A 24,690-nucleotide genomic window follows, 5' to 3' on the forward strand; every position below is an offset into this window, starting at 1 on the left:
AACTTAAATGCGCGCTTTATATCAACTGACGTTTGCACGGATGATGAGGGTGCTTGAGAGACAGCCTTCCAAAACTGTGCGGAGCCATGGATGGCGGAGCCCAAGCGCCACACGGACGTGCTTGAGCGTGTTTTGGAAGGCTGTCTCTCAAGCGCCCATGCACCCAAGTTCAAAAAGAAAGCGCTATGGTAACAGATTCAAACAATCGCGGGAGGGGCCAAAACAAAGGAGAAAAGCGCGAAAGGCGCCTCGGGAGCCCCGATGGTGCCTTGCCTGCGGGGGTGCTCACTGCTAAAGTTGCCGCATCATTTTTGCGACTGCAACTCTCAGGTTGAAACTACACGAATGTTGATCAAAAGACTCCGAGGTTTATTTTCCAGCGACCTGTCCATCGACCTGGGCACCGCCAACACCCTTATATACGTGCGCGAACGCGGTATCGTACTCAACGAGCCCTCCGTTGTAGCCATCCGCACCTCTGGCTCACAGAAAATGGTCGCAGCCGTCGGCGCCGAAGCCAAACGCATGCTTGGCCGCACACCGGGAAACATCACCGCCATCCGTCCGATGAAAGACGGTGTGATCGCAGATTTCGTGGTTACCGAGAAAATGCTCCAGCACTTCATCCACAAGGTGCATGAGAACAGCTTTATCACCCCAAGCCCCCGCGTACTGGTTTGCGTTCCCAGCAAATCCACCCAGGTAGAGCGTAAGGCTATCCGTGAATCCGCCCTGGGCGCTGGTGCCAGGGAAGTGTTCCTGATTGAAGAGCCGATGGCTGCGGCCATTGGTGCTGGCCTGCCGGTGGAGGAAGCCAGCGGTTCCATGATTGTGGACATCGGCGGTGGCACCACCGAAATCGCTATCATCTCCCTGAATGGCATTGTGTACGCCGAGTCTGTTCGTACCGGTGGCGACAAGTTCGATGAAGCGATCGTTACCTACGTTCGCCGCAACTACGGCAGCCTGATCGGTGACTCCACTGCAGAGCGCATCAAACACGAAATTGGTTGTGCCTATGAGGGGTTGGATATCCGCGAGATCGACGTTCGCGGCCGCAACCTTGCAGAGGGCGTGCCCCGGGCGTTTACCCTGAACAGCGAGGAAATCCTCGACGCGCTCCAGGAATCCCTGGCGCAGATCGTCCAGACAGTGAAAAGCGCCCTGGAACAGTCGCCACCAGAGTTGGCGTCTGATATCGCCGAGCGTGGCATTGTGCTTACGGGTGGTGGTGCGTTGCTGCGCGGTTTGGATAAACTGATCAGCGAGGAAACCGGCCTGCCGGTGATTATTGCGGAAGACCCGCTGACCTGTGTCGCCCGTGGTGGCGGCAAGGCGCTGGAAGTGATTGATCGTGGCGGAATCGGAATGTTCTCCCAGGAGGGCTGACCTTGACTCCGGCTTTACGCCCCGACATTGCCTTTACCCGGCCGCCGCTCGTGAATGATCACGGCGGCGGTTGTCGTATGGACACCTGCATGGAGTGCGGGAGGGTGAGCTATTAAAACCATCTTTGTCCAAGGCCCCGTTCCCGGTTTCAGGCTGCTACTGGTTATTGTGCTCTCTGCGATACTGATTGTTGCGGATGCCCGCTTCGATCAGGTAACGCCGGTTCGCAGCGCGATCGGTACCGGCCTTGCCCCGGTTCACTGGCTTGGCAATGCACCCTCCGAATTCAGCGACTGGGTCGCCAGCCTGTTTACCACCCGTGAAGACCTCCAGGAAGAAAACGAAGCGCTGCGTGCTCGCTTGCTGATACTGGAGCGCCGGGCGCTCAAATATGCCGCCCTGGCCTCAGAAAACAACGAACTGCGCAAGCTGATGAACTCCTCAGAGGTCCTTGATGACCGGGTCATAGTTGGCGAAATAGTCGGTGTTTCACCGGACCCGTTCTCTCACGAAGTGGTGATCAACAAAGGCAGTCGCGACGGTGTTGTGGTCGGCCAGGCTATCCTGGATGCCAACGGCCTGATGGGGCAGGTCCAACAAACCAGTAGTTTTACCTCACGGGTTCTATTGGTATCGGACAGCAGCCACGCGGTGCCTGTGGAAGTGGTTCGCAATGGCTTGCGAGCTATCCTGCTTGGAAATGGGGACACCAGCACGCTTGAATTGGTGCATGTGCCGGATACCGCCGATATTCGCGAAGGGGATCTGTTGGTCAGCTCCGGGTTGGGGGGGCGTTTTCCCAAGGGCTACCCGGTGGCGGAAGTGGACCAGATTTCCAAGGAGCCGGGTGAACCGTTTGTGAAAATTCGTGCTACGCCAATGGCGGAACTGAACCGGAGTCGCCTGGTGTTGGTTGTGTTTTCACCGGAACAGGACGACGCCACGAATGACGCTGAAAGCTCGCCCGAAGGCTCCGATGCTGGATCACCAGAACAGGATGGGGTGCGCTAATGCTGTCGGTGATCAGTTATCCCGTTTTTGCCCTGAGCGTTTTGTTTGCCCTGGTGCTCAGCAGTTCGCTGTTTCCGCTGGGCTGGTTTGAGTTCCGGCCGGAATGGCTGGGCCTGATTGTGTTCTACTGGACATTCCGGGCACCGGCCCAGTTCGGTATCCTGTTGGCCTGGTGCCTCGGTCTGCTGCTGGACGTACTGGAAGCCACCCCGCTGGGCGTGAATGCCCTGGCCATGGGTGTTATTGCGTTCCTGGTGCTGACCATTCACCAGCGGCTGCGTATGTACCCTTTGCCGCAGCAGTGCCTGATGGTGTTCCTGTTGTTGGGTATCAACCAGATGCTGGTGCATTTTATCAAGCAGACACTGGGAGCTGACAGCTCCGGTTTCAGCTACTTGTGGCCGGCGCTGACCAGCGCTCTGGTCTGGCCGGTGTTGTGTGTGTTGCTGGATAACCTGAATCGCAAGCTTGGCTAGGATTGGAGGGCGCTATGCAGTCTATTGTTCTTGCCTCAGCGTCTCCTCGAAGAGCCGAACTGTTAAGGCAGATCGGTCTGTCGTTCCTGGTTCAGCCGGCGGATATTGACGAAACGCCCGCGAGCAACGAGTCAGCCGAACACTATGTCGAACGCCTTGCCCGGGAAAAGGCTCTGGCGGGAAGTGCTTCCAAGCCTGGCTGCCTGGTGATTGGTTCGGACACCTCGGTTGTACTGGAGGGCCGGATTCTGGGCAAGCCAGACAGCACCGGCGATGCGACCGTTATGTTACAGGCGCTCTCGGGAACCACCCATCAGGTCATGACCGGTGTTGCTGTGGTTCACAAGGGTATTTGTGAGTCCCGCCTGGTGATAGCGAATGTTCGTTTCCGCGAGCTGTTGGCGGCGGAAATCGATGCCTATGTGGCAACTGGTGAGCCCATGGATAAAGCGGGCGGCTATGGCATTCAGGGGCGGGGTGGTATTTTTGTAGAGGAACTCCGAGGCAGTTACAGCGCCGTAGTGGGACTGCCCCTGCAGGAAACCGCAGCATTACTGGCCGGTGCCGGATACCCGGTATGGGAAACCTGGAACAGCAGGCAGGAGAGCCGCAATGAGTGAAGAAATACTGATCAATGTGACCCCGGTGGAAACCCGGGTGGCGCTCGTGGAGAACGGTATGCTCCAGGAGGCCTACATTGAGCGCACCAGCCGCAAGGGCATCGTGGGCAACATTTACAAGGGCAAGGTGGTTCGTGTATTGCCCGGCATGGAGGCGGCATTTGTAGACATCGGCCTGGAACGTGCGGCGTTTATTCATGCCTCTGATGTCGTCACCAGTCAGCAGCCGGCCAGCGAAGCCCCCGAGACACCGAAAACGGTTCCGGATATCCGCACCCTGCTCCGAGAAGGGCAGTCCCTCGTGGTTCAGGTCACCAAGGACCCCATTGGAACCAAGGGTGCACGGCTGACCACCCAGCTATCCATCCCCTCGCGCTATCTGGTATTCATGCCTGGCGTCCGTCATGTTGGTATTTCCCAGCGAATTGAAGATGAGACCGAACGTTCACGGTTGAAGTCACTGGTTGAAGAGGGTGCTGCCGCAGAACCGGACATCTCTGGCGGCTACATTATTCGCACCGCTGCAGAGGCTGCCTCGGAAGATGACCTGATTGGCGATATGACCTACCTGCACCGTCTGAACCAGGCCATTGAGGAGCGCATTACCCGAAGTCAGGCGCCTTCGGTGGTGTATCAGGATCTTCCCCTGTTTATCCGCACCATTCGCGACCTGATTCGTCCACAGACTGAGAAGGTGCGCATCGATAGTCGGGAAAGCCACCAGCGGGTGATGGAGTTCGTCGAGGAGTTTGTGACCGAGTTTTCCGACAAGGTCGAGTATTACCCGGGCGAACGTCCCATTTTTGACCTGTATTCTGTTGAGGATGAAATTCAGAAAGCCCTCAGTCGCAAGGTCCAGCTCAAATCCGGTGGCTACGTGATCATCGACCAGACCGAAGCGATGACCACGATCGATATCAACACCGGCGCGTTTGTGGGGCACCGCAACCTGGAAGAAACCATTTTCAAGACCAACCTCGAGGCGGCCCGTGCCATTAGTCGCCAGCTCAGGTTAAGGAATCTCGGTGGTATTATCATCATCGATTTCATCGATATGGAGGATTCCGAGCACCAGCGCCAGGTCCACCGAATGCTGGAGAAAATGCTGGAGCGGGATCACGCCAAAACCAAGATTACCGGGGTTTCCGAGCTCGGATTGGTGGAAATGACCCGTAAGCGCACCACCGAAAGCCTTGGTCAGATTTTATGTGAGCCTTGCCCCATCTGTGATGGACGCGGCTTTCTCAAGACCAGCGAAACGGTCTGTTATGAAGTATTCCGTGAAATTCTCAGGGTCAATCGCGCCTATGACGCGGAAAGCTATCTGGTGATGGCGTCCCAGAGCGTGGTGGATCGGCTGTTGGATGAAGAGTCCGACAACGTGGCAGACCTTGAGACGTTTATCAGCAAAACCATCCGTTTTCAGGTTGAGCCATTCTACAGTCAGGAGCAGTATGATGTGGTACTGCTGTAACGCCGGCCCGGCAGGCATTGGTTAGGCGTGGCGATTACCCCTGATGGCATCCAGTGTGGCTGATCAAACTCTGAAACATCTGTTACTTCGAATCGTCTCGGGCGCCGCCAGTCTGATCTGGTGGTTGTTGCTGGCGGTCGTCGTCCTGCTTGCACTTTATGCCGGAATAGGGCGCCAGGTTACTCAGAACATCAACGAATATCGCTCTTCGATTGAACAACGGTTGTCGTCTGAGCTGGGCCAGCCGGTCAGTATTGGTTCGCTTTCCTCTAGCTGGAACTGGCTGGATCCAACCATTGTCGCCCGCGATATCGTGGTCGTCTCCGAAAACGACCGTAGTGACGTTGCCGGGTCACTGAAGAGCGTCCGCATTGGCCTCGATTTTCTCGCCTCGCTCATGCGCCTGCGTATTGTGTTCGCTGATTTTGACGCCGATGGGCTGGAACTGACGATCAACCAGACACCGAGGGGGGCGGTGACCGTCGAAGGTGTCGATATTCCCGATCCCGTGGCAAGCGACCTGGAACTCTGGCTGGATATTGCCGGCGAATGGCTGTCCGACCCTTCCGTCAAGATTACACGCCTGGACCTTGGTATTCGCGACGCCAATGGCACCCTGCGGCACGTAGAGGTGCCTCAGTTGGATCTGATCTACCGGCGCGGGCTGTTTCATGCATCAGGCCGTGCCATGCGGCCGGGAACGACCGAACAACTGGCCAGCTTCGAGCTGGTTGGTCGGCACTTCTTCCGTGGTGACTTCACGGGGCAGGTTTATGCAGATATTAACTCCGGCCGGTTGTTTGATGGACTCGCAGAGGAGTACGCCTGGCGGAACATTCGGGCGGAAGGTTTTGATCTCGGAGGTCAGGTCTGGATGACGTTTCGGGATGGGCACATCGAGCAAGTCAGTGGCAACCTGGAAACGCCGTATCTGCAACTCGGTGTCGGTCTCCAATCCCTGGCCCCACTAGAGAACATCAGGGCGAAATTTGGTTGGCGCAGGCACGACACGTTGGGCGAGCGTGAGCCAGAAGCGGCGGCTAAGCCCTGGTACGCCACCGGTGAGTTTCACGTAAAGGAACTTGAGTGGGAGTGGAACGGCAATACGGTTTCTCCGTTCAGCCTCCGGTTCAGTCATCGCGACGGGGGCCGAAGATTGATCGCTGATGCGCTTCCACTCCAACCCCTTAGACGGTTGGTCGCAGGCATGAACCTGTTGCCAGGCAGGGCTGAAAGGGCCCTTGAGAATTATCGCCCCACCGGCCGCCTGGACCGGGTGATGCTTAATCTGCCCACGGATGATAGCGGTGGCTTTGAGCTGACGGCAGCGTTGAACAATATTGGCGTCAGGGCCCATGACGGTGCGCCGGGTGTGTCTGGTCTTGATGGTAGCCTGGTTATTGACCGGGAAGGCGGTTTCGTCAGAGTGAACAGCGAGGGGTTGTCACTCGGTTTTCCGGAGCTGTTCCGGGGGTTCTGGAGCCTCGGCGACGTCCGCGCAGGTGTGGCCTGGCGTTTTGAGGGAGGGGTAACCCGCGTATACGCGGATGATATCCGTATGGTTTATGGTGCCAACACCCGGCTGACGGGTGCCTTTGACCTGCGGATGGATCAGGGCGGGGAGGACAATTTGGGGCTGAGGGTCGGTGTGCGGGATGGTACGGCCGATATGCTTGCCGACTTCGTGCCAATGAAGGTTGTCGACCCTGACCTCTACCAATGGCTGACGACGTCGATCACCAAGGCCGATATCTCCAGCGGTGAGTTTTACGGTCATGGCCAGATTGATCGTGACGCCCCGGAAAATTCTTTCTCGTCCTCAATGGTTTACCGATTCGAAGAAGCCAGTATCCGCTACGACGAGCGATGGCCCGAGGTGGCGGATGCCAGTGGTGAAGTCTTTATTCAGGATGGTCGCACCCGGGTCGACATCCGCGCAGGACGAACGGGAGGGCTGGAACTGGAGCCCGGCGAGGTGAGGGTTGTCCCGGAGGGTGAGGATATTCAGGTGTACGTCGATGCGTCAGCCCCGGTTCCCGGGTCAGCGTTGGCTTTCTGGATGGACAACAGCCCCCTGGGTGAGCTGGCGGGAGAAGCAGGGCGGAGCATCGTCCTGGATGGCGATTTTCACCTGGATCTCGGGCTTGGTTTGCCATTGATATCCGATGCGCCGCCCACCATCAACGCCAGCGTCAGAGCCGATTCCGGTACCCTGACTTATCCCGAAGCCGATCTACAGTGGACCCAGGTCAATGGGGAACTGGGGTTTAACAGCGATGAGGGATTTTCCGAGAACCCCCTGCAAGCTCGGTTTATGGGAGCTCCGGTCACGGTTCTGATGCGGCGGAGTGAGAACGGTCAATCGCTCAATATCCGTCAATATGGTCGCCTTGACGTTCGCCAGCTCCTGGATCGAACTGAGTTGCCGGAGGGCATGGACATGGGGCTCAGTGGCGACATTGGCTACCAGGCAACGTTGGACGTCTCAACGGACACCGCTTCCGCCGTTACGCTGTATTCGGACCTGGCCGGGCTCTCGGTTGACTGGCCTGAACCGCTGGCAAAAGACATTGATGATGAAGCGCCCCTGAGGGTAACGGTCACGCCCCGACAAGAGTCCGGCGTCGATCTGTCAGTCGACTGGCAAGATCGCGCCAACCTGGATATGACCTGGGAGTCGGGAATGGTAGACGTTGCCCTGAACGAACTGTTTCTGGGCGACCGCCAACTGACTGATATTACGGTGTCTGCGCGGCAAAGTGACAGTGAGTGGTTGATCACTACCGACTCGGAATGGGCGTCAGGCCATGTGCTCTGGCCCCAGGACGATCGACCGGTCAGCGTCGACTTTGAGCGCCTGATGCTCTCCAGGGGCAATAGTGAGTCGGGCGATGAACAGGAGCCCGAACAGCAGGCACAGACATTCCGTGACCTGGGCCTCGGCAACTGGCCGGACGTGGATGTCCGTATTGCCGCTCTCAACATGGATGGGGAAAACGCCGGTAGCTGGTCGTTCCAACTGAGGCCCGAAGCCACACAACTGCTAGTACAGGACATTGTTGGCACTCTCAAATCCCTGACCCTGACCGGGGAGCTGTCCTGGAGCATTGCAGCCGGGCGGGAAATCACCCGTTTTACCGGTGATATCAACGGTAAGTCGCTGGCAGACCTGGACACCTTGGTTGGCGCTGAGATTCCCTTCCGCAGCAAGAACACGGCCGTCAAGCTTGATATTGACTGGCCCGGCCGCCCGGATCAGTTTGACGTTTCGGGCCTTAGTGGCTCGGTCAGTGTGCGTTTTGATGACGGTGTCATCCTTGAGGGCAACAATACGGCTCAGCTGTTCCGGGTGTTCAACCTGCTCAATGCTGACACGCTCTGGCGACGCCTGAAGCTCGATTTCTCCGATCTGTACGAAGCGGGTGTCGCCTTCGATGCCATCTCCGGCAAGGCCAGCATGATTAACGGCCTGCTGACGTTGGATCCAGAGCTGCAGGTGGTAGGGCCTTCCGGCGCGTTCAAGCTGACGGGCACCTCCAACATGATTGAGGAAACCCTCGATATGAGAATGGTGGTGGTGTTGCCTCTGACCCAGAACCTGCCACTGGCCGCTTTGTTAATGGGGGCAGGTGCTCCGATTGGCGGCGCGTTGTTTGTCCTCGACAAAGTGTTGGGTGATCCATTGAGCAAACTCACCAGTGCGACCTATAGTGTAAGTGGAAGCTGGGACGAACCAGACGTTCGACTGAGGCGGGTATTCGATACCGGCAATTGATGGTTTTGGCAGGAGGGCCGTAATGTCAACGCAAAGAGACAATCCCGTCAAATGGCAGGCAAGTCGGGTAGCGGCGATACAGATGGTGAGTACCCATGACATCGCCGCCAACCTCAACGAGGCAGCAAGATTGCTGAAGGAGGCGGCCGACGCAGGTGCCAGCATTGCAGTGCTGCCTGAAAACTTTGCGGTACTGGCCACAAAGCAGATGATCGGCTGTGGCCGCCGGGAAGCGGAACCGGACAACGTGATTCGGCAATTCCTCGCACAGCAGGCGACCGAACTTGGCATCTGGGTGGTCGGTGGTTCGCTACCCATTGCGGCGAGGCCGGACTGGTCCACTGTGACCGATCGGGTTCGTGCCTGCTGCTATGTCTACGATGACCGAGGCCGTGAGGTTGCCCGCTACGACAAGATTCATCTTTTTGACGCCACCGTTGAAGATGCCCAGGGGCAGTATCGTGAGTCGGATACCTTCGAGCCGGGTGAAGACGTGGTTGTGATTGATACACCGGCAGGCCGACTCGGCATGGCCATCTGTTACGACCTGCGCTTTCCCGAGCTGTTCCGACAGCTCAGGGAGCAGGACGCAGAATGGGTGTCCCTGCCCAGTGCCTTTACCTGGTATACCGGTGACGCCCACTGGCATGCGCTGATACGTGCCCGTGCGATTGAGAATCAGTTCTGGCTTGTGGCAGCGGCCCAGGGTGGGCAGAACAGTGAGCGCCGGCGCACCTATGGGCACAGCGCGATCGTCGATCCCTGGGGCCGAATACTATCCGAGGTCGATGAAGGGCCGGGTGTCGTCGTTGGAGAGCTTGATCGTGAAACACTCAAGGACATCCGCACACGGATGCCCGTCTGGGAGCACCGGAGACTTTAGTTTCCGGCGGCTTCCGCGTCGTCGATGCACTCCCTGAGGTAGCGAAACAGCTTTCGTGGCTGGCCGGTATTCTTTTCTTTCTGCACGTCCCGGCGAGCGTTGCGCGCGAGGTTGCGCAGATGCTGTATATCCGCCGTTGTGCAGTAGTTCAGGAATTCGCCGACGGCCGAGTCGCCTTCCTCAATCATCCGGTCTCGCCAACGTTCAGCAAGGTGATGTCGGCGGGTGTGCTCCTCGCTTCCGGCATCGAAAGCATCAATGGCTCGAGTCAGCCCTTCCGGGTCGTCTTCCTGGCGGATAATCTTTCCGATGTACTGCAGGTGGCGGCGACGGGCTTCGTTCTGGCGAATGCGACGGGATTCCTCGATGGCCGCCCGCAGGGTGTCGCTGATCGGCAGGGTATTGAGCTGATCGTTACTCAGATCCAGCATACGCCTGCCAAGGTCCTGCAACTGGTGCATTTCGCGCTTGAGTTGGGATTTGCTCGGGCCGAGGTATTCCGGGGCGTCGTCTTGGGAGTCGTTCATTTTCAGTCCGTGTTGTCGGATACAGGTTATCCGTAGAATATCGTCGCCAGACCAAGGAAGGCCATAAAGCCGACCACATCCGTGACCGTTGTCAGTATAACGCTACCGGCCAGTGCCGGATCAATGTTGCGGGACTTCAGGAACAGAGGCAGCACGGTGCCCACGAGTGCCGCAGCGATCAGGTTGATAATCAGCGCGGCGGCGATAATGGCGCCAATCATGATGTCGCTGAACCAGAGGGTTGCCGCTGACGCAACCACCACTGCCCAGAGCAATCCGTTCAGGGCACCCGCAATAAATTCGCGGTTTAGCAGCCAGCCCACGTTGGCGCCACTGATTTGTCCCACGGCCATGCCACGGATGACCAGGGTCAGGGTCTGACTGCCGGCAATGCCGCCCATGGATGCCACGATGGGCATCAATACCGCCAGCGCCACAACCTTTTCGATGGTCGCCTCAAACAGCCCGATCACGGCCGAAGCGGTAAAGGCCGTAAGCAGGTTGATGCCCAGCCACACGGCCCTGCGCCGGGTGGTCTTCAGAATCGGCGCGAAGGTGTCTTCGTCTTCATCAAGACCGGCCATGCTCATCAGGGAGTGGTCTGCGTCTTCGCGAATAACGTCAACCACGTCATCGATGGTGATTCGGCCCAGGAGTCGGCCTTCCTCACTGACCACGGGTGCTGAGATTAGGTCGTACCGTTCGAACAGGGTTGCCACCTTGGTGTCGGACAGCGTAACCGGTATCGGTTCGATGTCCGTGTCCATCACCTCCCGCACGGTTGCCGCCGGGTTGGATACGAGCATTTTGGTGATAGGCAACATGCCGATGAACTCGTCGCGTCGGCTGACCACGATAAGACTATCCGTCATCGGCGGTAGGTTGCGATGACGGCGCAGGTAGCGCAAAACCACGTCGATACTGATGTCCGGGCGCACCGTGATGGTGTCCGTGTTCATCAGGCCGCCGGCGGTATCTTCCGGGTAGGAGAGGACTTCTTCGACACGTTGGCGGTCCTGCTCGTCCATGGTGTCCAGGACTTCCTGGATGACCGTGTCGGGCAACTGCTGCAGTAAGTCGGCCAGATCGTCCGACTCGAAATCCTCGATGATGTCAGCAAGTTCCTGAGCGTTCAGCTGGCTCAGGAAGTAACCTCGGATATCGTCGTTCAGATACTGGAGGACTTCGCCTTCAAGCTGCTTGTCGACCAGGTTCCAGAGCAGGGCACGCTGGCGGGGTGGTGATGATTCCAGCAGGTGGGCGATGTCACTGGGGCTCAGGCCGCCATTCAGGATGCGGGCAACCTGTTTCAGGGCGCCACTGTCCAGCGCTTCGCTCAGGGAGCGAAGGCGTTGGCGCGCTTGGCTTTTCTCCAGAATATCGGTCATGGATCACCCACGGTCAGAAAACCCTCGTATTATAGCGGAGTTAGGCAACATAGGTGAGGAAGAGTTGTAGGTGAATGCCGTAGACGGGCAAGGATGTCCAGTGTGGAGGTGGTTATTCGCCTTCCCCGAAGTAGTCGTTGATCAGCGTAACCAGCGCATCGACAGCTTCGGACTCATCCGGACCGTCTACAATCAGCTCTACCTCTGATCCCTGGCTGGCGGCGAGCATCATGACTGGCATGATGCTTTTGGCGTCCACCTGTCGCCCTTTGCGGCTGATCTGAATGCTGCTGTCGAATTCAGATGCCTTGCCCACCAGTTTGGCTGCGGCCCGGGCATGGAGCCCAAGTTTGTTGATGATGGTAATGGGGCGGCGGATCATAGGCGGTTCAGCTTTCCCTGCTTTGCAGGTGGGGCAGTTCGGTGTGGCGAACCTGCACATTGCTGTATTTGCCCGAGAAATAGCGGCCGAGCTGGTCGCAGATATAAACCGAGCGATGCTGGCCACCGGTGCAGCCGATGGATATGGTCATATAGCTGCGGTTGCTGTCTGCGAACGAGGGTAGCCAGTTTTCCAGGAATTGGGTCAGGTCCTCGACCATCTTACGGCTCAACGGCTCCTTTTCCAGGAAATCGATAACCGGCTGGTCGGTGCCCACAAACTGCCGAAGGCTGGTGTCCCAATAGGGATTGGGCAGGCAGCGCACATCGAACACATAGTCCGAATCCAACGGCACGCCGTGCTTGAATCCGAATGACTGGAATAGCAGTGCCAGTTCCTGGTGGCGCCTGCCCGCGACTCGTTGCTTTACCATATCCCGGAGCTCGTACATGGACAGCCCCGTGGTGTCGATGTAGAGGTCTGCCAGCTTGGACAGCGGCTCCAGAAGCTTCTTTTCGTTACCGATGGCCTCCCTCAGGGAGGTCTTGTCATCACTCAGTGGATGCTTTCGGCGCGTGGCATGGAAGCGCTGCAGAAGAGACTGTTCATCGGCGTCGAGATAGATGATCTCGATGGTTACGCCAGTATCCTGAAGGCTGCGGTAGATATCCTCGAAGTTGCTCAATTCTCCGGAAAGGTTACGGGCATCGATGCTGACCGCCATCTTTCCCAGCCGGCTGGGAGAGTTCTGGTTGGTGGCTTCCTGTGTGAGGGGGAACAGGAGGCCAATGGGCAGGTTGTCAATGCAGTAAAAGCCCAGGTCTTCCAGAACATGTAACGCGGTACTTTTCCCGGAACCTGATCGGCCGCTGACGATGATCAGTTTCATAGCCCGTTCACCTTGGATGTGGAGTTGTTCAGCTTGTTTCGGCTGTCATCCGGCGATAGAGAGAGCCTGCATCAGTGCACTGACGCAGCTGGTCGCAGAATGCACGTTCGTTGAACTTTTCAGCAAGTTGGCTCAAAAGCTCAAGATGCTCGCTGGTGGCTTCCTTGGGGACAATCAAGGTGAAGACGAGGTCCACCGGCTGGTTGTCGATAGCATCGAACGCAACGCCTTCTTCCAGGGTCAGCAAAACGCCAACCACGTGATCCAGCCCTTCCAGTCTGCAGTGGGGGATCGCGATGCCCTGTCCGATACCCGTGCTCCCCAGTCGCTCCCGTGCGACCAGATTAGTGAATATCTGGGTGTCGCTGAGCAAAGCGTCGTGTTGCTGGATCTGCTCGGCAATGGTTTCCATAACCCGCTTTTTGCTGGAGGCAGGCACCCGGCAAAGGGTTAGCTCCGGCGCGAGAATGTTCTCGATAGTCAGGGATGTGTCGGTCATGAATCGACTGCATTTCCGTAAAAAAAGGCTGCGGCACGTGTTGCATGGTTAGCCAGTGCCGCAGCTCGATTAACTGTCATGCCGGGGGCGTCGTCCTAGCGGGCGCCGTTCCCGTGCATCCGGTCTACGTTCTTTTCCTTGTGCTTCAGGATCTGCCTGTCCAGCTTGTCTACCAGTGCATCAATGGCAGCGTACATATCGCTGTTTTCGGCCTTTGCGTGAATCTCACCACCTATCACGTGAAGCGTAGCTTCCGCCATCTGGCGCACTTTTTCCACCTCAAGGGTAACCTGGCAATTGCTGATATGGTCGAAGTGCCGCTCAAGCTTTTCAAATTTGCCTGATACGTAATCTTTCAGTGCGGGAGTCAGTTCTACGTGATGGCCTGAAATATTGAGTTGCATAGGCTTCTCCTGTTTTCAGCTTGCCGGCACCCGTTAGGATACCGGCTGTGTGCCACAGCGTTATGCTGTAGGCGGTATACTTTCAGGAAAGGGCTCTCCCCGTGAGGCCGGGAACAGACGCTTCCTACACCAATCGCTTTCGCTCGTTGGACGGAGGAATGTGCATTGCCTCGCGATACTTGGCCACGGTTCGTCTAGCCACCTTTATACCCTGGTCTCCTAGCATGGCTGCAATTTTGCTATCGCTCAATGGCTTTTTCGGAGTTTCCGTTGTAATCAGCTTCTTGATCATCGCGCGGATTGCCGTGGATGAGCACTCTCCACCCTCGTCGGTACTGACATGGCTCGAGAAAAAATACTTAAGTTCAAATATGCCCCGCGGCGTGTGCATGTATTTCTGGGTGGTGACCCTTGAAATGGTCGACTCGTGCATTTCCACCGCCTGGGCAATATCCGAGAGAATCAATGGTTTCATGGCTTCCTCGCCATGATCCAGGAATCCCTGCTGGTGCTCGACAATGCGCGTGGCCACCTTAAGCAGGGTTTCGTTGCGGCTCTGCAGGCTCTTGATGAACCACTTTGCCTCCTGCAACTGGTCCCGCAGGTAGGTGTTGTCAGCACTGCTGTCCGCACGCTTTATAAGAGAAGCATAGCTTGCATTCACACGAATGCGCGGTGCAATTTCAGGATTCAGCTCCACGCGCCAGCGTTCATTGTGCTTGCGCACGATCACATCTGGGATGACGTAGTCTGGCTCGGCCTGATCCAGGGTGTCGCCGGGACGGGGGTTTAACCCGGTAATAAGTGCCAGAACGTCCCGTAGCTGCTCTTCTTTCAGGCGGCTGCGGCGTAACAGCTGGGCGTAATCACGGTTACCCAGCAGGTTTATGTAGTGGGTAATCACCAGTCGCGCCTGAGCCAGCCAGGGTGTTTCCGGGGGCAGCTGATTCAGCTGGATCAGCAGGCATTCCTGCAGATTACGGGCGAACACGCCGGGTGGATCGAAGTGCTGCAGGCGATGAAGAACGGCTTCCACTTCGTCCAGTTCCAGCGGGTCTTCGTCGGATTCGTCCACCATGCCTGAATGAATTTCTTCAAGCGGAGAGGTCAGGTAGCCGTGGTTATCAACCGCATCCATCAGGGCATGGGCGATGGCCTGATCCCGCTCGCTCATGGGCGTCAGGTTCAGTTGCCATTCCAGGTGGTCCTGGAGCGTTTCGGTGGGGGAATTACGGGTTTCGAAGTCGTGGTCGTTTTCGTCGTCGTTACGGGCTGCTGACGCGGGGGCTGACTGGTAAATGTCATCCCAGGCGGTGTCGACGGGAAGATCATCGGGAATGGTGTCGGGACTGTCCGTTTCTGATGACCAGTCAGGTCCATTTTCGGATTCGTCCCACTCAGTAGCAGTGTCTGAAGCGGTGTTGGATTCCTCGGTTGACGCTGTTTCAGACGACTCGTTGTCACTGTCCGTTGATTCCGGATTCTGGTTGTCGTCGTCTTCGGAGGTTTCCAGCATTGGGTTGGATTCCAATGCCTGCTGGATTTCCTGCTGGAGGTCCAGGGTGGAGAGCTGCAGAAGCCTGATAGCCTGTTGCAGCTGGGGCGTCATGGTCAGGCTTTGGCCCAGCTTTAACTGTAGTGAGGCTTTCATAACCATGGTTCAGGATCCGTCACTCGGTCTCTCTCTTCCGTCACTCAGGCTCTCTCTTTACGTCATCAAGGCGCTTTCTGGAGCCGGGGTTGCACAAAAACTCTTTGTATGCTGGCTACTTGCCGCACCAAGCAAGTTCTTTGCCGAGTGTACTACAGGCGAAACTCGTTGCCCAGATACACTTCCTTGACCTGCTGGTTGGCCAGTATATCGTCCGAATTACCAGAGGCAATGATGTGGCCGCCGCTGACAATGTAGGCATTCTCGCAGATGTCGAGGGTTTCCCGCACGTTGTGGTCGGTGATCAGTACGCCGATACCCTTGTCCCGCAAGTGTCGGATGATCTGCTTGATGTCGCTCACGGAGATCGGGTCGACTCCGGCGAAGGGTTCGTCCAGCAGGATGAACGCCGGCTCCATCGCCAGCGCCCGGGCAATTTCCACCCGTCGTCGCTCGCCGCCTGACAGGGCCATGCCGACGCTATCGCGGATGTGGGTAATGTGAAACTCTTCAAGCAGTTCCTCTAACTTGGCCTCCCGGTCAGTGCGTTTGAGTTCGCGGCGGGTTTCCAGGATCGCCAGTATGTTGTCGCGTACGGTAAGCTTGCGGAACACGGATGCTTCCTGGGGCAGGTACCCGATTCCCTTGCGGGCACGACCATGCATGGGCAGCGGCGTTATGTCCTGATTGTCGATGGTGATTCGACCGTTGTCGGCGGGAACCAGGCCAACAATCATGTAGAAACACGTCGTTTTGCCCGCGCCATTGGGGCCGAGTAAGCCGACGATCTCGCCACTGCGAATTTCCAGGGAAACGTCGATGACGACCTTCTTCTGTTTGTAGCTTTTTGCGAGGTTACTGGCCCTGAGAACTGCCATCGATATCCTGTCCGTTAGGGTTGTTATCTGGATTGCTACCGGCGTTGCCGCGCGGCTGGATGACCATTTCGACGCGACCGCTGCCATCGCCCTGGTCAGCAGAGCCTTCTGCGGTCACCACGCGTTCGGCGCTGTCATAATGAATGACGTCGCCCCGGAACAGGTTGCCGCCCTGTTCGATCACAGCTTCGCGCTGAAAGGTAACCCGGTTGTCGGAGGCGGACCAGGTGATCGTTAGCGCACGGGCGTCGGTTTCGCCCTGGCCTTCCATGGCAGGCTGGCGGTAGCGTGCCGGGGTACCGGTGGCTTCAATGCGGCTGACGCCATTCTCATCCCGGTGGAGTACAACTTTGTCCGCGATAAGGTTGGCATCGCCCTGGCTCATTTCAACCGAGCCGGTATAGGTTGCAATGCCCTGGCCTTCGTCGAGCCGCGCGTTGTCGGCATTGACCCTGATGGGTTGGTCAGACTCAAGATCAAAGGCCGCGGCGAACGGCATGCCCACGGTCATTGTCAGCGCCAGGACAATCGCTGAGACTGCCGGGCGCGATGCCACCGGTCGGTGCCTATTGCGGTGAGGGTTGGGCATGAATTTACTTGCCGGTCTCATAGCGTCCTTCCACGTCAGAGTCGAGTTCGAGGATTCGGTCATCAATCCATGCCTTCATGCCGGTTGCGCGGGTCAGGCTGAACGAGTCGGTCAGTTCCACCGGGGCGTCTGTGTAAACAGTACGCTCTGTGTTATCCAGTGTCAGCGTTGACGTGGTTAATGTCAGGGGGCGCCCGCCTTGGGCTTGCTGGGACACCCGAACATCCCCCGTCAAGTAAACCAGGTCGTCAGCTTCCATGAATTGGCCTTTGTTGGCCTGGACTTGCCAGGGTGCGTTGCCGGGGTCGCCGTAGAGCCTCGCATTCGGCGACTCCATAATGGTTTCGTTGCGGGCCTCGAATTGCTCGATACGTGGGCTTTCGAAGTGTGCGGTAAGCCGCCCGGTCTCATCGAAAGACAGATAGCGACCATTGACCACGAAACCGTCTGGTTCCGATTCGCCTCTCAGCGCGGCGGCATCCACCGGCTCTGATGACTCGTCACTTTGCCAGAGCAGGAAAAACAGTGCCACTATCGTGACAGCCAGCCCCAGAGTTCGTACCCAGGGCCGGGTAAAGAGGGCTTCAGCGGCCATTCAGTCCTGCTCCAGGTAGGGTTGCAGGCTTGCGTTGAGCTGCCCGCAGGCGCAGAGCAGCAGTTCGCAGGCTTCACGGACGGCGCCGCTACCCCCCGCGGCCGACGTGCAAAAATCCGCGTGCTGGCGCACCAGCCAGTAGCCGTTGGGTACTGTTATGCCCAGCCCGGCGTAACGGATTGCGGGCAGGTCCGGCAGGTCATCGCCCATGTAGGCGATTTGGTTTGGCGCGATCTCCAGCCGTGCAGCCAGTTCCCGCAGGGCGATTTTCTTGTCCTCTCGGCCTTGCATCAGGTGCGGGATGCCGAGGTCATTCATGCGTTTCTCTGTCAGCGGCGAGCGCCGTCCGGTAATGACGGCAACGTTGATGCCAGCAGCCATAACCTGTTTGATGCCCAGGCCGTCGAGAATGTTGAACCCTTTCATCTCATCGCCTGAAGCGCTGAACAGCAGAGTGCCGTCGGTCATGATGCCGTCCACATCCAGGGCCAGCAGGCGAATGGCAGCGGCTTTTTCAATCAGCTCCGCTGGCCATTGAGGGCGCAGAGTGTCGGCCATCAGATGACTCCCGCCCGCAATAAGTCGTGCATGTTGATAGCGCCGGTCAGTTTGCCGTCGCGATTGATGACGGGCAGGGCGTTGATCTTCAGCTCTTCCATCATGTTCAGTGCCTCGGCGGCCAGTTGGTCATCGTGGATCACACGACCGTTGCGGGTCATGGCCTCGGCAATCGGTGTGTTGTGAATGTCCACGGAGCGGTCAAGGGTGCGGCGCAGGTCGCCGTCCGTAAATACACCGACCAGGTCGCCCTCGGCGTTAATGACCGTTGTCATGCCCAGGCCCTTGCGGGAAATCTCCAACAGTGCGCCGCTGAGGGTGGTGTCTTCCTGCACTCGGGGGATCTGGTCCCCGGTGTGCATAATATCGCTGACACGCAGCAGCAACCTGCGGCCCAGACTGCCACCGGGGTGTGAGAGCGCAAAGTCTTCGGTGCTGAACCCCCTGGCTTCAAGCAGTGCCACGGCCAGGGCATCACCCATCACCAGAGTGGCCGTGGTGCTGGAGGTGGGGGCCAGGCCGAGAGGGCAGGCCTCCTGGGCGACGCTGATATCCAGGTTGGCAACGGCCTCCCGAGCCAGGATGGAGTTCTCGTTGCCCGTCATGCTGATCAGCGGGGCTCCCATGCGTTTGATTAACGGCAAAATGGTCAGCACTTCGCTGGTGTTGCCGCTGTTGGAGATGCCCAGCACTACATCCTGGCTGGTGATCATGCCCAGGTCACCGTGGCTGGCCTCGCCCGGGTGTACGAAGAACGAGGGCGTTCCGGTGCTGGCGAGGGTGGCAGCGATCTTGTTGCCGATATGGCCGGATTTGCCCATGCCGGTCACGACAACGCGCCCCTTGCACGCCATGATGACTTCGCAGGCGCGGACGAAACGGTCATCAATCCGGTCGGTCAGGGCGTGAATGGCCTCACGCTCGATCTCAATGGCTCGGAGGGCGGATTCTTTGAAGGTCTGGCTGGTTTCGGTGTTCATCTGGCTTCCGGGTTCGAAATGTTGATGCTTTCGTCGTGGCAAAAGTATATCACTTCAACGGCTTTGGCTGCCCTTCATGACAAGACGTTCAGTAAAACTGATCATTGACATCAGTTCATTTTGTGATGGATGGATTGAGGTTCACGGCAGGTTGACATAATGTAGCGCACTCATTAAAGGCTGGGAATGCGGGTTCACCGACACTCAGGCGGTTCTGGAAGCAGGTATGGACACATCCCCCTACATTGAATTGAGAGACGTGGTTTTCAAGCGCGGGAATCGTCGTATCTTTGATGGCGTCAGCCTGGACATTCCCCGCGGCAAGATTACCGCCATCATGGGGCCGAGCGGCACCGGCAAGACTACCTTGTTGCGGCTGATCGGCGGCCAGCTGAAACCGGATTCCGGCAGCATATCCGTAGCGGGGGAGAACGTTCCTCAGCTCAAGCGCAAGGCGCTTTACCGTCTGCGGGAAAAGATGGGAATGCTGTTCCAGAGTGGAGCGCTGTTCACGGATCTCAGTGTCTTTGAAAACGTGGCGTTCCCGCTCAGGGTTCATACCACCTTGCCGGAGGACATGATCCGCGACATCGTTCTAATGAAGCTCGAAGCTGTGGGGCTTCGCGGAGCCCGGGATCTGATGCCGGCAGAGCTGTCAGGTGGTATGACCCGGCGCGTGGCCCTGGCCCGCAGCATCGCGCTGGACCCTGAGCTGATCATGTACGACGAGCCCTTTACCGGCCAGGACCCGATTGCCATGGGAGTACTGGTGAAGCTGATCCGGGATCTCAACAGCTCCATGGGCCTGACCAGCGTGCTGGTATCCCATGATGTGCCGGAGTCCCTGAGTATCTGCCACTACGCCTGTATCGTTGCAGACGGCCGTATCATAGGCGACGGCACGCCCGAGGAGTTGAGGGCGCACCCATCGGAGCAGGTTCAGCAGTTCCTGCGTGGTCATCCGGACGGTCCGGTGCCGTTCCACTATCCGGCTGCGGATGCGGCTCTGGACTGGAGTGTTGCCGGGAGGGGGGATTGATGGACCGGCTGGCGGCTTTTGGCCGATTGGGGCTGAACGTGATTGCATCGCTCGGTCGCTCCGGGCGTTTCCTTTTCGGTGCCCTGGCAGGTGTTCCGCGGCCCTCGGTTGGTTTTCCGCTGTTGCTGAAGCAACTTTACTCGGTCGGTGTTCTGTCCCTGGCCATCATTGTGGTGTCCGGCCTGTTTATCGGGATGGTTCTGGGGTTGCAGGGATACACCATTCTCAGTGACTACGGGTCTGAGGCCGCGATCGGTCAGATGATTGCCCTGACTCTGGTGCGGGAATTGGGCCCCGTGGTGACCGCGCTGTTGTTTGCCGGCCGTGCGGGTTCCGCACTGACGGCGGAAATCGGGTTGATGAAAGCCACCGAACAGCTTTCCAGCATGGAAATGATGGGTGTTGATCCACTGCGCCGGGTGATTGCCCCGCGGTTATGGGCGGGCTTTATCTCAGTGCCCGTGCTGGCTGCTGTGTTTTCGGTGGTTGGTATCTGGGGCGGCATGCTCGTGGGTGTGGAGTGGCTGGGCGTGTTTGAAGGCTCTTTCTGGGGCAACATGCAGTCTTCCGTAAGCTTCACCGCCGATGTTCTGAACGGTGTCGTCAAGAGCCTTGTGTTCGGGTTCGTCTGTACCTGGATTGCGGTCTATCAGGGTTACGACTGTGTGCCCACCTCAGCTGGTATCAGTGCCGCAACCACGAAAACCGTGGTGTATTCGTCGCTGGCCGTACTCGGGCTGGATTTTGTGCTTACCGCCGTCATGTTTGGTGACTTCTGACCGCGGTATACTGAAACGTCAGGAAACAGGGGGCCGGAATGGCACAGAGAACAACAGAAGTGATTGTGGGGCTGTTCATGATCGCGGGCATCGCCGCCATAATGTTCCTGGCGTTGCAGGTCAGCGGGCTGACACCGAAGGCCCCGGAAAGTTCGTACACGCTCTACGCCAACTTTAACGACGCTGGCGGGCTGACGCCCCGGGCAAAAGTGTCCATGGCTGGTGTCACGGTGGGTAAGATCCGGGAGATAACCCTGAATCGGGAAACCTACCAGGCCCGCGTGACCATTGATGTGAACGCCAGTGTGGATAATATCCCGGCGGATAGCTCAGCAGTAATACGTACATCCGGGCTGCTTGGTGAACAGTACATTGATATATCGGTGGGCGGTGATATGGAGTCCCTGGGGGACGGGGATACGTTCTATTCCACACAATCCGCCATGAATCTTGAGCGGCTCATATCCAACTTTGCCTCCGGGCAGTCACAATGAAAGAAAGTGGTTCACGGGAGAAAACCATGGTTCTGATCAGACATAGCCTGATGATTGTTGCGTTGCTGATGGTGGCGCTGGCAGCACCGGCCCACGCCGGACCGGAGGAGGACCTCCGCACGTATGTGGATAAAAATACCCAGCGCCTGGTCGACAAGCTCCATCAGGAAAAGGGCCTGTACGAGCAGAATCCACAGGCGTTTTATCGGAGCATGGATCAGGAGCTGAAGAACTTCGTCGACTTTCGCCGAATTGCTGCCCGGGTCATGGGTCGCTATGCGCGGCAGGCATCACCGGAGCAGCGCGACGAGTTCGTCGAGAAGTTCAAGCGCAGTCTTTTCGACAGTTACGCTCAGGCTCTGGTGAGCGCTGACGATTTTACCATCGAGGTAAAGGAAGCCACGATCAACCCGAATGACGACGGTCGGGCGTCTGTGCGTATGGAGGTGATCAGTGCCTCTGGCAATCGCTACCCCGTGACTTATTCCATGTACGAAACAGATGAAGGACGCTGGATGATGGAAAACGTGATCGTCGAAGGTGTGAACATCGGGCTGGCTTTCCGTGATCGTTTCAGCCAGGAGATGGAGAAGAACGGCGGCAAGGTCCAGGCTGTTATCAACGACTGGGGCGATGCAGTGGAATCGCTGAACCTCGAAGGTGAAGTCGACAAATCATGAATGCAAGCCGGCCCGTGGTGACTCTTGATGGCGACACGCTATTGGTGAGCGGCGCGGTTGATCCGCTCACCGTGATCTCCGTCAGGCAGGAAGGCGAGAAGTGGATACGGGCGAGCAAGGCGGATTTACAGGTGGACCTGTCCGCCATGGGCACCGCGCACAGCGTGGTGCTGTCTCTGCTGCTGTGTTGGCACCGCCTTGCAGTTGCCCGCAGTCAGGCTCTGCGATTCACCGGCGTAAGTGCGCGGCTGAACTCTTTGGCGGCCCTGAGCGGCCTTGATCGCCATTTGCCGGGCTTTTCCTCCCAGTCCTCTTCTGAAAACCTGCACCATAGCTGACCCGAATGCCATAATTGGTTACAATCTCGCCCCTGATTTAAAAACGCCCGAGGATTATTTATGGAAGCCACCGAAGTTGCCGAGTTGGTTAAAGAGGCGCTGCCTGGCTGTGAGGTCGAAGTGCAGGTCGATGGCAATCACTATCTTGTTGTTGTAGTGGGCGATGTATTCGAGGGTTTGCCAACCATCAAACGGCAGCAACTGATCAACAAGGCGCTGTTCCAGCACATTCTGGACGGTACCATTCATGCCCTGCACCCCAAGGCCTTTACGCCGGCTGAATGGGCCGCGCGCCAGGGCTGACATGCCCGCAAACTACAGGACACCATTGTGGACAAACTTCTGATCAGAGGCCGCAAGCCTCTCGATGGCGAAATCCGGATTTCCGGCGCCAAGAACGCCGCCCTACCGATTCTGGCTGCCACCCTGTTGGCGGATGAACCGGTGACCGTGGGCAACCTGCCGCACCTGAACGACATCACCACGATGATCGAGCTGCTTGGCCGCATGGGCGTTGAGCTGATGATCGACGAAAAAATGAGCGTCGAGGTGCACGCCAACACCATCAAGCAATTCCATGCGCCGTACGAGCTGGTCAAGACCATGCGTGCGTCGATCCTGGTGCTGGGCCCGCTGGTGGCTCACTTTGGTGAGGCAGAAGTCTCCCTGCCCGGTGGCTGTGCCATCGGTAGCCGACCGGTAAACCTGCACATCCAGGGCCTGGAGCAGATGGGTGCCGACATCAAGGTCGAGAATGGCTATATCAAGGCGAAGACCAATGGTCGCCTGAAAGGCGCGCACATCTTCCTGGACACGGTGACCGTCACCGGTACGGAAAACCTGATGATGGCTGCCGCGTTGGCCGATGGTAAAACCATCCTGGAAAACGCTGCCCGGGAACCGGAAGTGGTGGATCTCGCTGAATGCCTGATCGCCATGGGTGCTGACATCAAGGGTCATGGCTCTGCAACGATTGAGATCAACGGTGTCGAGCGTTTGCATGGCTGTCACTACGATGTGCTGCCGGATCGCGTCGAAACCGGCACTTACCTGGTTGCTGCCGCAGCTACCCGTGGCCGGGTCAAGCTCAAGGATACCCGCGAGGATCTGCTGGAAGCAGTCCTGCTGAAGCTGGAAGAGGCCGGTGCCCACATTGATACGGGCAAGGACTGGATTTCGCTGGATATGAAAGGCAATCAGCCAAAGGCGGTCAGCCTGCGCACAGCGCCATACCCTGCGTTTCCGACCGATATGCAGGCGCAGTTTGCGGCGATGAATGCGGTATCCGAAGGCACTGGCACCATCGTGGAAACGGTCTTCGAGAACCGGTTCATGCACCTGCAGGAGCTGATCCGCATGGGTGCGGACATTGCTCTTGAGGGCAACGCTGCGATCATCAAGGGCGTGGATCACCTCACCGGTGCCCCGGTGATGGCAACGGACCTGCGGGCGTCCGCAAGCCTGGTCATTGCCGGACTGGTGGCGGATGGCGACACCATCGTTGATCGCATCTACCACATCGACCGTGGCTACGAGTGTATCGAAGAAAAATTGCAGCTGCTGGGCGCCAGTATCCGCCGCCTGCCAGCCTGAACACATTGAACCGGAAAGACGCATGACCGATTCCATCACCATCGCGCTGTCGAAGGGGCGAATCCTCGACGAGACCCTGCCGCTGTTAAGAGAAGCGGGTATCGAGCTGGTCGACGATGTTAAGAAGTCCCGGAAACTGGTGTTTCCCACCACGGACCCGAACGTGCGGGTTTTGATCCTTCGGGCCACCGACGTGCCTACCTATGTGCAATACGGTGGGGCGGATCTGGGGGTAACCGGTAAGGATGTGCTGATGGAGCACGGCGGTGAGGGGCTGTATGAGCCGCTGGACCTGAATATTTCCCGGTGTCGGTTGATGACGGCCGGGAAGAAAGACTGCAAAGCGCCAGAGGGCCGTTTGCGTGTGGCGACCAAGTTCGTAAACTTGGCTCGGCGCTATTACGCGGCCCAGGGGCGGCAGGCCGATATCATCAAGCTCTACGGTGCGATGGAACTTGCGCCGATTCTCGGGCTCGCCGACGAGATTGTCGATATCGTTGATACCGGCAATACCCTGAAAGCGAATGGTCTTGAGGCTCGCGAGCTGATTGAAAACATCAGTTCTCGACTTGTGGTTAACCGTGCCTCGATGAAGATGAAACACCGGGGCATTAATCCCATAATTGAGAAAATGTCGATCGCCGTTGAAAAAAGGCGAGCTTCAGAGTAAGAAGCGCTCAGGGACGGCTTTCCAAAACACGCTCCTTCGGCACATCCATGTGGCGCTTGGACTCCGCCTTCCATGGCTCCGTACAGTTTTGGAAAGCCCTTCCTGACCCGTTCCCGGGCCATGTCCTTG

General features: G+C 57.8%; 27 protein-coding genes. 15 read left to right on the top strand and 12 right to left on the bottom strand.

The window, feature by feature from the left end:
- Positions 1–348 precede the first annotated feature (348 nt).
- The 7 genes from AXW11_RS17260 (at position 349) to AXW11_RS17290 (ending at position 9,628) form a co-directional block, all read left to right on the top strand.
- Positions 349–1,389 (top strand): rod shape-determining protein, encoded by a 1,041-nt coding sequence (locus tag AXW11_RS17260; protein ID WP_036210335.1) that lies wholly within the window; start codon positions 349–351, stop codon positions 1,387–1,389.
- Between the two features lie 120 nt (positions 1,390–1,509).
- Entirely contained in the window at positions 1,510–2,400 is an 891-nt protein-coding gene (mreC, locus tag AXW11_RS17265; protein ID WP_075196514.1) for a rod shape-determining protein MreC, read from the top strand.
- On the top strand, positions 2,400–2,876 hold the full coding sequence (gene mreD / locus AXW11_RS17270; protein ID WP_036209841.1) for a rod shape-determining protein MreD: 477 nt from the start codon (positions 2,400–2,402) through the stop codon (positions 2,874–2,876). Before mreC ends, mreD begins: the two co-directional genes overlap by 1 nt.
- 14 nt (positions 2,877–2,890) lie before the next feature.
- Positions 2,891–3,496: a Maf family protein gene (locus AXW11_RS17275; RefSeq protein WP_041332424.1), complete on the top strand. Its 606-nt coding sequence runs from the start codon at positions 2,891–2,893 to the stop codon at positions 3,494–3,496.
- The gene (rng, locus tag AXW11_RS17280) at positions 3,489–4,970 is read left to right on the top strand and encodes a ribonuclease G (RefSeq protein WP_036209846.1); all 1,482 of its coding nucleotides are present in this window, start codon (positions 3,489–3,491) and stop codon (positions 4,968–4,970) included. The genes AXW11_RS17275 and rng overlap by 8 nt, the downstream gene beginning before the upstream one ends.
- A gap of 55 nt (positions 4,971–5,025) precedes the next feature.
- Positions 5,026–8,745, top strand: coding sequence for a YhdP family phospholipid transporter (locus AXW11_RS17285; RefSeq protein WP_258955181.1), 3,720 nt, complete (start codon positions 5,026–5,028; stop codon positions 8,743–8,745).
- A gap of 22 nt (positions 8,746–8,767) precedes the next feature.
- Positions 8,768–9,628 (top strand): carbon-nitrogen hydrolase family protein, encoded by an 861-nt coding sequence (locus AXW11_RS17290; RefSeq protein WP_052479341.1) that lies wholly within the window; start codon positions 8,768–8,770, stop codon positions 9,626–9,628.
- On the opposite strand, the gene yjgA is transcribed toward AXW11_RS17290, so the two are convergent.
- The 12 genes from yjgA to AXW11_RS17350 form a co-directional block, all read right to left on the bottom strand.
- Positions 9,625–10,155 (bottom strand): ribosome biogenesis factor YjgA, encoded by a 531-nt coding sequence (gene yjgA / locus AXW11_RS17295; RefSeq protein ID WP_036209854.1) that lies wholly within the window; start codon positions 10,153–10,155, stop codon positions 9,625–9,627. The genes AXW11_RS17290 and yjgA overlap by 4 nt on opposite strands.
- Before the next feature lie 26 nt (positions 10,156–10,181).
- A complete protein-coding gene (mgtE, locus tag AXW11_RS17300) occupies positions 10,182–11,543 on the bottom strand; it encodes a magnesium transporter (RefSeq protein ID WP_007155323.1) in 1,362 nt (453 codons plus the stop codon).
- A gap of 112 nt (positions 11,544–11,655) precedes the next feature.
- Positions 11,656–11,925 (bottom strand): HPr family phosphocarrier protein, encoded by a 270-nt coding sequence (locus AXW11_RS17305; protein WP_036209856.1) that lies wholly within the window; start codon positions 11,923–11,925, stop codon positions 11,656–11,658.
- 7 nt (positions 11,926–11,932) lie between these two features.
- The gene (rapZ, locus tag AXW11_RS17310; RefSeq protein ID WP_036209858.1) at positions 11,933–12,814 is read right to left on the bottom strand and encodes an RNase adapter RapZ; all 882 of its coding nucleotides are present in this window, start codon (positions 12,812–12,814) and stop codon (positions 11,933–11,935) included.
- Positions 12,815–12,842: 28 nt separating this feature from the next.
- A complete protein-coding gene (ptsN, locus tag AXW11_RS17315; RefSeq protein WP_036209861.1) occupies positions 12,843–13,313 on the bottom strand; it encodes a PTS IIA-like nitrogen regulatory protein PtsN in 471 nt (156 codons plus the stop codon).
- A gap of 95 nt (positions 13,314–13,408) precedes the next feature.
- The gene (gene hpf, locus AXW11_RS17320) at positions 13,409–13,717 is read right to left on the bottom strand and encodes a ribosome hibernation promoting factor (protein WP_007155319.1); all 309 of its coding nucleotides are present in this window, start codon (positions 13,715–13,717) and stop codon (positions 13,409–13,411) included.
- 124 nt (positions 13,718–13,841) lie between these two features.
- Positions 13,842–15,368 (bottom strand): RNA polymerase factor sigma-54, encoded by a 1,527-nt coding sequence (locus AXW11_RS17325; RefSeq protein ID WP_091641104.1) that lies wholly within the window; start codon positions 15,366–15,368, stop codon positions 13,842–13,844.
- 152 nt (positions 15,369–15,520) lie between these two features.
- The gene (gene lptB / locus AXW11_RS17330; RefSeq protein WP_036209864.1) at positions 15,521–16,246 is read right to left on the bottom strand and encodes an LPS export ABC transporter ATP-binding protein; all 726 of its coding nucleotides are present in this window, start codon (positions 16,244–16,246) and stop codon (positions 15,521–15,523) included.
- Positions 16,224–16,856: a lipopolysaccharide transport periplasmic protein LptA gene (gene lptA, locus AXW11_RS17335; protein ID WP_374700659.1), complete on the bottom strand. Its 633-nt coding sequence runs from the start codon at positions 16,854–16,856 to the stop codon at positions 16,224–16,226. The genes lptB and lptA overlap by 23 nt, the downstream gene beginning before the upstream one ends.
- Positions 16,840–17,430: an LPS export ABC transporter periplasmic protein LptC gene (gene lptC, locus AXW11_RS17340; protein ID WP_091640987.1), complete on the bottom strand. Its 591-nt coding sequence runs from the start codon at positions 17,428–17,430 to the stop codon at positions 16,840–16,842. Before lptC ends, lptA begins: the two co-directional genes overlap by 17 nt.
- Entirely contained in the window at positions 17,431–17,988 is a 558-nt protein-coding gene (locus AXW11_RS17345; RefSeq protein WP_091640990.1) for a KdsC family phosphatase, read from the bottom strand.
- Complete coding sequence (locus AXW11_RS17350) at positions 17,988–18,968, bottom strand: KpsF/GutQ family sugar-phosphate isomerase (RefSeq protein ID WP_091640993.1); 981 nt, start codon at positions 18,966–18,968, stop codon at positions 17,988–17,990. Before AXW11_RS17350 ends, AXW11_RS17345 begins: the two co-directional genes overlap by 1 nt.
- A 226-nt stretch (positions 18,969–19,194) precedes the next feature.
- Here AXW11_RS17350 and AXW11_RS17355 point away from each other — a divergent pair, with 226 nt between their 5' ends.
- Genes AXW11_RS17355 through hisG form a run of 8 tightly spaced genes read left to right on the top strand, consistent with a single transcriptional unit; the run spans position 19,195 to position 24,561 of the window.
- Positions 19,195–20,007, top strand: coding sequence for an ATP-binding cassette domain-containing protein (locus AXW11_RS17355; protein WP_091640996.1), 813 nt, complete (start codon positions 19,195–19,197; stop codon positions 20,005–20,007).
- Positions 20,007–20,786, top strand: a complete 780-nt coding sequence (gene mlaE / locus AXW11_RS17360; RefSeq protein WP_177190581.1) for a lipid asymmetry maintenance ABC transporter permease subunit MlaE — start codon at positions 20,007–20,009, stop codon at positions 20,784–20,786. The genes AXW11_RS17355 and mlaE overlap by 1 nt, the downstream gene beginning before the upstream one ends.
- 38 nt (positions 20,787–20,824) lie before the next feature.
- Positions 20,825–21,280: an outer membrane lipid asymmetry maintenance protein MlaD gene (gene mlaD / locus AXW11_RS17365; protein ID WP_007155310.1), complete on the top strand. Its 456-nt coding sequence runs from the start codon at positions 20,825–20,827 to the stop codon at positions 21,278–21,280.
- 26 nt (positions 21,281–21,306) lie between these two features.
- On the top strand, positions 21,307–21,960 hold the full coding sequence (locus AXW11_RS17370; RefSeq protein WP_041336359.1) for an MlaC/ttg2D family ABC transporter substrate-binding protein: 654 nt from the start codon (positions 21,307–21,309) through the stop codon (positions 21,958–21,960).
- Entirely contained in the window at positions 21,957–22,298 is a 342-nt protein-coding gene (locus tag AXW11_RS17375; protein ID WP_091641002.1) for an STAS domain-containing protein, read from the top strand. The genes AXW11_RS17370 and AXW11_RS17375 overlap by 4 nt, the downstream gene beginning before the upstream one ends.
- A 60-nt stretch (positions 22,299–22,358) precedes the next feature.
- Positions 22,359–22,601: a BolA family protein gene (locus AXW11_RS17380; protein ID WP_036209886.1), complete on the top strand. Its 243-nt coding sequence runs from the start codon at positions 22,359–22,361 to the stop codon at positions 22,599–22,601.
- A gap of 27 nt (positions 22,602–22,628) precedes the next feature.
- A complete protein-coding gene (gene murA / locus AXW11_RS17385) occupies positions 22,629–23,891 on the top strand; it encodes a UDP-N-acetylglucosamine 1-carboxyvinyltransferase (protein WP_091641005.1) in 1,263 nt (420 codons plus the stop codon).
- 22 nt (positions 23,892–23,913) lie between these two features.
- Complete coding sequence (hisG, locus tag AXW11_RS17390) at positions 23,914–24,561, top strand: ATP phosphoribosyltransferase (RefSeq protein ID WP_091641007.1); 648 nt, start codon at positions 23,914–23,916, stop codon at positions 24,559–24,561.
- Positions 24,562–24,690 lie beyond the last annotated feature (129 nt).

Source organism: Marinobacter sp. Hex_13 (genome assembly GCF_001566815.1).
Taxonomy (GTDB): Bacteria; Pseudomonadota; Gammaproteobacteria; order Pseudomonadales; family Oleiphilaceae; genus Marinobacter; species Marinobacter salarius.